An 8,817-nucleotide genomic window follows, 5' to 3' on the forward strand; every position below is an offset into this window, starting at 1 on the left:
GGTCGGCCACGGCAGGGTCGTGGGTTGGGAGGACGACAAGCTCCGGCATCGCCTCACGCAGAGCGTTGACCTTGTCTATCGATACGCGGGTCTGTCTCTTGTCGCACATACCCGAGAGCTGGGCCGCGGCGAGCATGTCCGCGTCATAGGTGAGGTCGCCGACCATCAGCAAAGGCGCATGACCGGAACGCCTGACCAGCATCGACAGCGAACCCGGGGTATGGCCGGGGGTCGGCAGCAGCACCACGCTGCCGTCCTCGAACAGATCGTGACCGTCGGCAAAGGGGGCCAGGTCCGAATCCGCGAGCGACTCGGGCGTGATCCGTTTCCAGGCCAAGCCAGGCAGGTCGATGAGCGAGCGGTACAGACCACGCGCCTGAGGGCGCGGCGCTTCGAGCGTCTTCCACTCATCGTCGCTGATCACCATGCTGGCGTGGCGGAGCAGCGGGAGCCCGCCGATGTGGTCCGGGTGGAGATGCGAGATCACGGCCGAACTCACGTCGTCGACGCTGTACCCCAAGGCGGACAGTCCCGCCTCGAGCGTCTCGGCGGGAGAGATGTCGAACTTCGCCATGCGCGCGTTCACCAGTCTGTCGAGCCGCCCGGGATAGTAGCCCGGATCGGTCACCGACGCACGATCCTGACCTGTGTCGAACAGAACCACCCCGGAACGATGCTCGACCACGAACACGCTGACCGGTCGCGGCTCCGTCCACCGCGTGGACGCGAGCAGCCACAGAGCCATCGGCTTGCTCGTCGGACCCACCTGCTCTGGATGGATGCGCACTGCACCCGTGCTGATCATCGATACGCGGATAATCGGGTCGATCGCTGGGCTCACCTGGCCTCCAATGGATGTCAGACGCCGCGACTCGTCGCCGACTTCCGACCCCGCGCAACGGAGCAGAACTGAGCCATCGACAACCAGGCACGGCTTCAGGCAGGACTGCGCTGCGAGCGACACAGCACAACCGATGATCTCAGCGTCACATAAGATCGACAAGCGCGACATTTCCGTCCACCTGTGCTACGCCCGTGAAACGAGGTCCGGTCGTCGGCCGGGAGTTACGCCGGCTGCGCACGTTTCTTGGAAGGTGCCCGTGATCGACCGCAGCGAGGGGTACTTCGAAACGTCCGATGGCGAGACGATCTGGTACGAAACGGCTGGTGACGGTGTACCCGTGGTATTCGCGCACGGCCTGGGCGGCACCGCTGCGGTCTGGTTCCAGCAGCTGCCGCACTTCGCCGCTCGCTACCGCGTCGTCACGTGGGACCAACGGGGCTTCGGGCGCTCGTCGAACAAGGCCGACCGGGCCGGCCCCGTGTCGTCGACATCAGACCAGGTGGAACTGCTCGACCACCTGGAGATCGACGCCGCTCATCTGGTTGGTCAGTCACTCGGCGGATGGGCGGCCCTCGGAGCTGCGCTCGCCGCACCCGGCCGGGTCCGCTCGCTCATACTCTCCAGCAGTACCGCGGGCATCCCGTCGCTGAACCTGCCCCCGTTCGACGTCGGCCCGGTCCGCGCTCCCCACGGGACCCGGCCACTGGGCGTGCATCCGGCCATCGGCGACCGGCTGGCCTTGATCGATCCTGCCCGTGCGTACCTGTATCAGACGTTCAGCACGTTCGGACAGCGGCCACCCGACGCGGAGTTCGCGACGATGCTCGCCGAGACGACCCACGAACCATCAGTGTTCAGCCAGTTCGAGATCCCCGCCCTGTTCGTCTGTGGTTCCCGCGATCCCCTCATGACGCCGGCGCACGTGCGCGACGTCGCACAGCGCCTACCCCGGGCCCAGGTCGTGGAGCTCGACCTCAGCCATTCGACCTACTTCGAGGATCCGGATACCTGGAACACCGTCGTCGACGAGTTCCTCGACTCGATACGTTGACAGCGAAGCCCTCAAAGCCAGGAAGGCACATGATGAGCAGCACGCTGGTTCTCAGTCACGACGAGACGGCTGAGGCCCTTCAGCCCGAGCCCCTGCTCGGCGCCGTCCGTACGGCGCTGATCGCCACCAGCCGGGGTGAGGCGTCGGTACCGGCCCGCGTCGCAGCGTTCTCACCGGCCGGGCTGCTCGGCGCGATGCCCGGCTATGTGCCAGGCCTCGGGCTCGCCGGCAAACTGGTTTCCATCTTCCCCGGTGCCGGGCCCGGCGGACGCAGCTTGCACCAGGGCATCGTCGCCCTGATCGACGAGAACGACGGCCGGGTGCTGTCGATCATGAACGGCGAGGCCGTCACCGCCAAGCGGACGGCTGCCAGCGCCACCGTCGCGTTCGAAGCGCTGACCCCACCGGGCGTGGAGCGGATCGCCGTCATCGGCGCAGGCATACAGGCTCGAGCGCAGCTGGATTTCCTCGTCCACCTCGGTATCTCCGCGGACGTGACGGTCGCGTCTCGCAACGCCAGCACGGCCCGACAGCTGGCAGAGGAGTTCTCCCGTGGGGACGTAGAGTCTGTCCCTTGTGTCCGGCCCGTTGGCTCGATCCGGGATGCGGTGTCGACAGCCGACGTCGTCTTCTGCTGCACCGACGCCGACCGCCCCGTCGTGCAGCACGGCTGGCTCCGCCCACATGCCCACATCAGCTCGGTCGGCGGGTCACGCGGACCCGAGCTCGACCAGGCGACGCTGACCACCGCGTCGTTGTTCGTGGAATGGGCAGGTGCCATCTCGTCGGCCCCGCCGGCCGGCGCCCACGAGCTGCAGAACGTTCCTGATGAGCGCGCCACACTCGTGGGCGCCACGTTGTCCGGGGATCAACCCGCACGAGCGGCGGACGAGATGACCGTCTACAAATCCACCGGCTATGCCGCCTTGGACGTCGCGGCCGCGTCGACGGCGTACAGGTTCGCGCTGGAGCACGGCATCGGCACCCGGGTCGACATCTAGCCCCATGCATTCCATGATCATCGAGGATCTGGCGTGTGATCACGCGCTGGATCCTCGATGATCATGGTGGGGGTAGCGACGCTCAGGTCGCCAAGCCTGACTGGTAGGCGAAGACGACCAGCTGCGCACGGTCCCTGGCGCCCAGCTTCACCATCGCCCTGCTGACGTGTGTGCGTGCCGTCGCCGGGCTGACGAACAGCCGCCCGGCGATCCCGTCGTTGGTCAACCCTTCCGCCACCAGGGTGACGACCTCTCGCTCTCGCTCGGTCAGCTCGTTGAGGTTGGGATGTGGCTTCACCGACCGCGGCGCCTGAGTGACGAACTCGCGCACCAGCGTGCGCGTCACCGACGGCGAGAGCAAAGCCTGGCCGTCCGCCACCAACCGGACCGCCTCGAGCAGGTCGGCAGGTGATGTGTCCTTCAGCAGGAACCCGCTGGCACCGTGGCGCAGCGCGTCGAAGACGTACTCGTCATGCTCGAACGTGGTCAGTACGACCACGCGCGTCGACTCGAGGTCCGGGTCCGTGAGGATGCGCCGCGTCGCCTCCAGGCCGTCGACGCCGGGCATCCGGATGTCCATCAACACGACGTCGGGCCGCTTCTCCTTCGCCGCCGCCACGGCCCCCAAGCCGTCCGCAGCCTCACCCGCGAGGGTGAACCCGTCCTCGTTCTCGATCAACATGCGCAGGCCGAGCCGGACGACATCCTGGTCGTCCACGATCAGCACCGAGATCACAGCTCACCGCCCGTCGGTATTGAGGCCCGTACTTCGAAGCGACCCTCGCGGTTCACACCGGCCGTGAGCTCCCCGCCCAGCGACGTCACCCGTCGCCGCATTCCGGGGATCCCCAAGCCGTCGGCAACCTCGTCGCCGACGGCACTCGGACCAGCGACACTTCTCACCGGGTTGGAGACGGTCATCACCACGGCGTCAGTCTTGTACGCGACGCGTACCGTGGCAACCTTGCTCTCGCTGTGCTTCAGCACGTTGGTCAACGCCTCCTGAACGACGCGGTAGGCCGCCAGGCTGACGGCATCGGGTACCGGACGAGCATCACCGACCGTCTCGACCTCGACGTCCACGCCGGCATCGCTCATCCGCTGACGCAACTCGTCGAGCCGGTCAAGGCCCGGCACCGGGGAACGTCCGGCCTCGGCGTCCGAACGCCGCACCACCGTCAGCGTCGCACGCAGTTCCGCCAGCGCATCGCTGCTGGTACGGCTGATGGTACGCAGAGCCGTCTCGGCGTGCTCCGGCTTCTTCGACAGCAGGTGCAGCGCTACGTCCGATTGCATCTTGATCGCGGCCAGACCGTGCCCGACGACGTCGTGCACCTCCTGGGCGACCCGGAGCCGTTCGTCGTCGAGGTGCTGCCGGAGCGTGTCCGCACGTTCCCGCGCGGCCGCCTCGCGGGTCAGTCTGACGGTGACCCCGAGCGCGAAGGGCACGATCACCCAGGCCGACGCCGGGATCACGCCCCCGAAGCCCGGAATCGCCGCGCTGTTGGTGAACAGGTGGATCAGGAGCAACGGGACCACCGCCGCCGTCACCAGCGCCGCGCGCGCGGGCGGGCGGTGCCGGGCCAGGGTGTACACGGCCATGAAGAACGGAAAGAAGACCGGCCCGTACGGGTATCCGACGATGAGGTACGACGACAACGCACCGGCGACTGCGACGAGCACGAACTCCGGCCACCGCCGGCGCACGATCAGTGGCACCCCGGCGGCAACGATCAGCGCATACCCGGCGCCGTCGATAGGCCGGTCGAAGTCCACGTCCCAACCATCCGACGTCGACGTGACGGCAATACCGACCGTGACGAGCGCGAGCGCCAGCGCGACGTCGCCCAGTTGCGACCTCGTCCTCATCGGCCTCGGTGACCTCCCTGTGCGCATGCCCTCCAGCATGTTCGACATCGCCGGTGCGAACGTCGGCCCGCAAGCGGCTCCGAGAGTACGTCGGCCTACGTAGGCCGACACCGCGCAAGACGCAGCCCACCTGCCTCAATGTACGCGAGCTGGCCCCACCATGTGTCGCTCTCGGGCCGACGCGCGCTTTCGCCGAGGCTGAGAACCACTGGCGCCGACGACTGGAGCGCCACCGATCACCGGAGGAATCCTGATGTCCAGCCTGACGATCCAACGACCTGAACCGGCAGTGGAAGACCACGAGCACCTGCGTTCCCCGACCCGATTCGACGAGCGACTCGGGCGGATCACCGAATGGCTCGCGCGGCACAGTATCGCCATCCTGCGGGTAAGCCTGGGCCTGGTGTTCCTGGGCTTCGGCGCTGTGAAGCTGGCCGGGGCCAGCCCTGCCGAAGACCTTGCCATCCGCACGGTGGACACGCTGACACTGGGGATCATCTCCGGGGACACCGCGCTGTTTCTCACGGCGTTCATCGAGATGGTCATCGGACTGACGCTGACCACGGGAAGGCTGTTGAAGACGGGCCTGGTGGTGTTGGGTGGCTCACTGGTGGCGATCATGTCGCCGCTTGTCCTGTTCTTCGGCGACTTGTTCCCCGACGGTGCGCCCACGCTTGAGGCGCAGTACGTCCTGAAGGACATCGTCCTGGTGGCGGCAGGCCTGGTGATCGCCGCGCGTGTGCTCGGCGCCCGCATGGTGACCGACCGGTCCTCCAGGACACGTTGACCGTGGATCAGCGACCAATCGACGACGACCGCCTCGGCCGGCCCTTGAGGCACGACCGGGGCGGTCGTTCGTTAAGCCGGGCGCACCAGACGTGCACCGGTCGACTGCGTAGGTCGGCACAGGAACCGGCGCTCATGGTTGGGAAACCGGGCGTCGTCGTTCCCGGTCCATGTCGGCCCACTCCTTCTGCAGGCCGGGCAAGGTCGTCGTCACCAGATAGACGGCGCCGCACAGCAGGAGGGCCGGCGAGAGCCCTGCCAGCGCGATCAGGCCACCGCCGACGAGCCCACCGAACGGCATCCCAGACCATGCGACCGCGACGACAAGTGTCCGCACCCGGCCATACATCTCCGGCGGAACGCGTTCGAACTGGATAGCGCCGATTATGGGGTTGAGGAAGCCTGAGCCGAGACCGGACACGGCGTAGACCACGGCGATCACCCAGACCGGGGCTCCGAGCGCGAGCACGACGAACCTCGGCGCGCCGGCGATCAGGAATCCGATCAAGTAGACCGGTCGCCGCGGAAGGCGGTGCGCTATCGCGGCGGACCCCAGGCTGGAGAGCGCGGCGAAGGCGCTCATCACGCCGACCACGAAGCCGATGACGGCCGGACTGTGACCACCGTTCCGCGCCCATACCGGGAGCAGCACCGAAGCCCACGCGGCGTCGAGCAGATTGGTGACCGCGACCATCCCGGCGATCGAGCGCAGCAGCCGTTCCTTGCGGAGGAACTCGGCGCCGCTACGAAGCCGGGACAGGTAGCTCTCCCCCGCTTCGCCGTCCGCAGGAGCCTCTGAGGGCGGCGTGGTCATCGCGATGATCGCCGCGCCGAGCCCGAAGAGGACGGCGGTGATGACGAGCGCGTAGGCGCCGCCCACCACGGCAACGACCACGCCGCCAACCGCCGGACCGACGGTCGACGCCAGACGCTCGATTGTTCCGGTCAGGCCGGTGCCGCGCTCGAGAGGCACTCGGGCGGCCCGGGTCATCGCCGGTATGAACACACCTTTGGAGGCGTCTGCCGGGCCACGGAACGCCCCGACGACAGCAACCAGCGGCAGCAACAGCCCGAAGCTCAGCAGGTCGGCGGCGTGCAGCAGCGGAATCAGCGACACCACGCCCATGCTCACCAGATCCCCGGTGATGCTGATCCGACGCGGCCCGACGCGATCGATCAACGGACCGGAGAGTACCTGGATGAGGACATACGGCGTCATCTCGACGAACACCACGACGCCGGTCTGTGCGGCGCTCCCCGTCGTCGTCAGCACGAACCAGGGCAGCGCGATCGCGGACAGCCGGGTGCCGGTCCAGGCCACGGCCTGCGCGGCGAGAACCCCGACCAGCCCCCGCCACGAGCGTGCAGGCGCCTCAGCCGCCATCCTCGGTGCCCCCGACACTCTCGGTGTCTTCGGCGCCTTCCGTACCCTCGGCGTCTTCCGTACGCTCGGCGTCCGTGGCGCCCTCGGCGATGTCCTGCCCTGGCTGCAGAAACGCTTGGAGCTGGACGTGGTAAGGCCGCGCTTCCCCGGACACATCCGCCGGGCGAGCAGCGGCCGGGTCGCTCAGCGGACGATAGCGGGCGACGACCTCCCGGAGCTCGCGGAGCATCCGCGTGGCCTCATCGGGCGTCAGCAGGAACGGGAAATCGCTGAACGTCGTGGCGTCTTGCCACTGGCGAGGCAGCATCGGACGTTCGTCGGCGGCACGCTGCATCTTCTCCGCGTATACGAGAGCAACGGCACGCAGGTACGCGACACCGACCTCTTTCTCGTCCTCGGTCAGGTCCTCGACGTTCAGATAGCTCGACCGGTGCGCGGCTCGCCACCAGCGGTCCCGGCCGGTGCCACGTTCTTCGACCTCGACGATCAGCCCAGCCGCTGCCAGCTGGCGCAGGTGGTAGCTGGTGGCGCCCGTGTTCAGCCCCAGCTTCACTGCCAGCGTGGTCGCCGTGGCCGGGCCTTCCATCCGCAGCAGCCCGAGGATGCGCAGGCGGGCGGGGTGAGCGACCGCTCGTAGCGAGCGGGCGTCGAGCAGGACATCCCGCTCAGGATCAGGCTCGAGCGGCCACGGTGCGGGCTTGTTCTCCACCATGCCGGACAGCATAAACCGCAAACATTCATTTGCAAAGAGTCGTTTGCAAATGAATGTTTGCGATTCTGCCGACCTCGCGGCCTGGTGGTCCTTCGGGCGTGATCCGTCCTCCCAGATCTTCATGCCCAGCCCACACCGAGGACTCACCCCGCGTGGTTCGATGCAACGACGTGCCCTCAGCACGGGGCGACCTCGCTGATGCGCACGTTGGTGCCCGCCGGCCCAGTACAGAGCCGACACGCACCGTCCGCGCTCAGGCCGGCGGGATGTTCTGGTTCAGCCGGAAGACGTTGGCCGGGTCATACGTCTGCTTGACCGAGACCAGCCGCTCCCAAGTAGCGCCCGGGTACGCCTCGCGGACCCGCTCCGGCCCCTCATCGCCGAGGAAGTTGACGTATGCACCTGGGACGACGTCATCCAGGTCGCCGGCGACCTTGGCAACCCACGGCTCGTACTCGGAGATCGCCGAGACGTCCGTGGACATCGCAGCTACGTTGCCCATGAGGCGCCGACCGCGGTGCACGTACGCCGTTGAGTCGTCAGGCACGCGGGCGATCGCACCACCGAGCACGCGCAGCTGCACGGCCCGCATCGGCGCGGGCGACCACGTCAGACGGTCGATGATCAGGTCGGCCGACTCTGCGCTCAGACCGTCGAGGAACACCATCCGCGACGCGGCGGCGATCCTGGGCGGCGCTTCGGGCGGGAACATGTCCGGGTAGGTGGTCGGCCGCACCATGTCGGCGATCGGCGTCGCCACTGCGCGTAACGGCGCCACTGCGCGCTCACCATCTTCCGCTGAGCCCGCATAGCAGAGCAAGACCAGGATGACCAGCTGACCGTGAGCCTCGGCGGGTAGGAACGGCATGGGCGGAGCCATCATCACATTGATGATCGTGGACAACTCGTCCGGCGCCGCCTCCGCCTCGGCGACCAGCCGGTGCAGAATCTCGGCCGTCGCCGGGAGCACCATCATTCCGCCCACAACGCCGTCCACCTCGTGCAGCCGGTACTTGATCCGGGTCACAACGCCGAAGTTCCCTCCGCCGCCCCGGATGGCCCAGAACAAGTCCGGATGCTTCTCCTCGTCGACGTGCAGGATCTGGCCGTCCGCGGTCACCATCTCGGCCGCGAGCACGTCGTCGACGGTCAGGCCGTACTTGCGGCTGA

9 protein-coding genes are annotated in these 8,817 nt (G+C 67.8%); 3 read left to right on the forward strand and 6 right to left on the reverse strand.

The window, feature by feature from the left end; translation table 11 throughout:
* Positions 1-841: N-acyl homoserine lactonase family protein (locus ELR45_RS12155; RefSeq protein ID WP_205856472.1), on the reverse strand; the 841-nt coding region annotated here is incomplete at its 3' end.
* A gap of 259 nt (positions 842-1,100) precedes the next feature.
* On the opposite strand from ELR45_RS12155, the gene ELR45_RS12160 reads away from it, so the two are divergent.
* Positions 1,101-1,895 carry an alpha/beta fold hydrolase gene (locus ELR45_RS12160; RefSeq protein WP_129666263.1) on the forward strand — a complete coding sequence of 265 codons (795 nt, stop codon included), beginning with the start codon at positions 1,101-1,103 and terminating at the stop codon, positions 1,893-1,895.
* A gap of 29 nt (positions 1,896-1,924) precedes the next feature.
* Entirely contained in the window at positions 1,925-2,896 is a 972-nt protein-coding gene (locus ELR45_RS12165; protein WP_205856473.1) for an ornithine cyclodeaminase family protein, read from the forward strand.
* An 82-nt stretch (positions 2,897-2,978) separates the two neighbouring features.
* On the opposite strand, the gene ELR45_RS12170 is transcribed toward ELR45_RS12165, so the two are convergent.
* Both ELR45_RS12170 and ELR45_RS12175 read right to left on the reverse strand, forming a co-directional pair.
* Positions 2,979-3,632: a response regulator gene (locus ELR45_RS12170; RefSeq protein ID WP_129666264.1), complete on the reverse strand. Its 654-nt coding sequence runs from the start codon at positions 3,630-3,632 to the stop codon at positions 2,979-2,981.
* Entirely contained in the window at positions 3,629-4,765 is a 1,137-nt protein-coding gene (locus ELR45_RS12175; protein WP_129666265.1) for a sensor histidine kinase, read from the reverse strand. The genes ELR45_RS12170 and ELR45_RS12175 overlap by 4 nt, the downstream gene beginning before the upstream one ends.
* 253 nt (positions 4,766-5,018) lie before the next feature.
* On the opposite strand from ELR45_RS12175, the gene ELR45_RS12180 reads away from it, so the two are divergent.
* Positions 5,019-5,552 (forward strand): hypothetical protein, encoded by a 534-nt coding sequence (locus ELR45_RS12180; protein ID WP_205856474.1) that lies wholly within the window; start codon positions 5,019-5,021, stop codon positions 5,550-5,552.
* Positions 5,553-5,684: 132 nt separating this feature from the next.
* On the opposite strand, the gene ELR45_RS12185 is transcribed toward ELR45_RS12180, so the two are convergent.
* From ELR45_RS12185 to ELR45_RS37645, 3 genes are all read right to left on the reverse strand, one after another.
* Positions 5,685-6,935, reverse strand: a complete 1,251-nt coding sequence (locus tag ELR45_RS12185) for an MFS transporter (RefSeq protein WP_129666266.1) — start codon at positions 6,933-6,935, stop codon at positions 5,685-5,687.
* A complete protein-coding gene (locus ELR45_RS12190) occupies positions 6,925-7,647 on the reverse strand; it encodes an ArsR/SmtB family transcription factor (RefSeq protein WP_129666268.1) in 723 nt (240 codons plus the stop codon). The genes ELR45_RS12185 and ELR45_RS12190 overlap by 11 nt, the downstream gene beginning before the upstream one ends.
* 253 nt (positions 7,648-7,900) lie before the next feature.
* On the reverse strand, positions 7,901-8,817 hold a 917-nt coding region (locus ELR45_RS37645; protein ID WP_205856475.1), incomplete at its 5' end, for an FAD-binding oxidoreductase.

The organism is Phytoactinopolyspora endophytica (assembly GCF_004138495.1).
Taxonomy (GTDB): Bacteria; Actinomycetota; Actinomycetes; order Jiangellales; family Jiangellaceae; genus Phytoactinopolyspora; species Phytoactinopolyspora endophytica.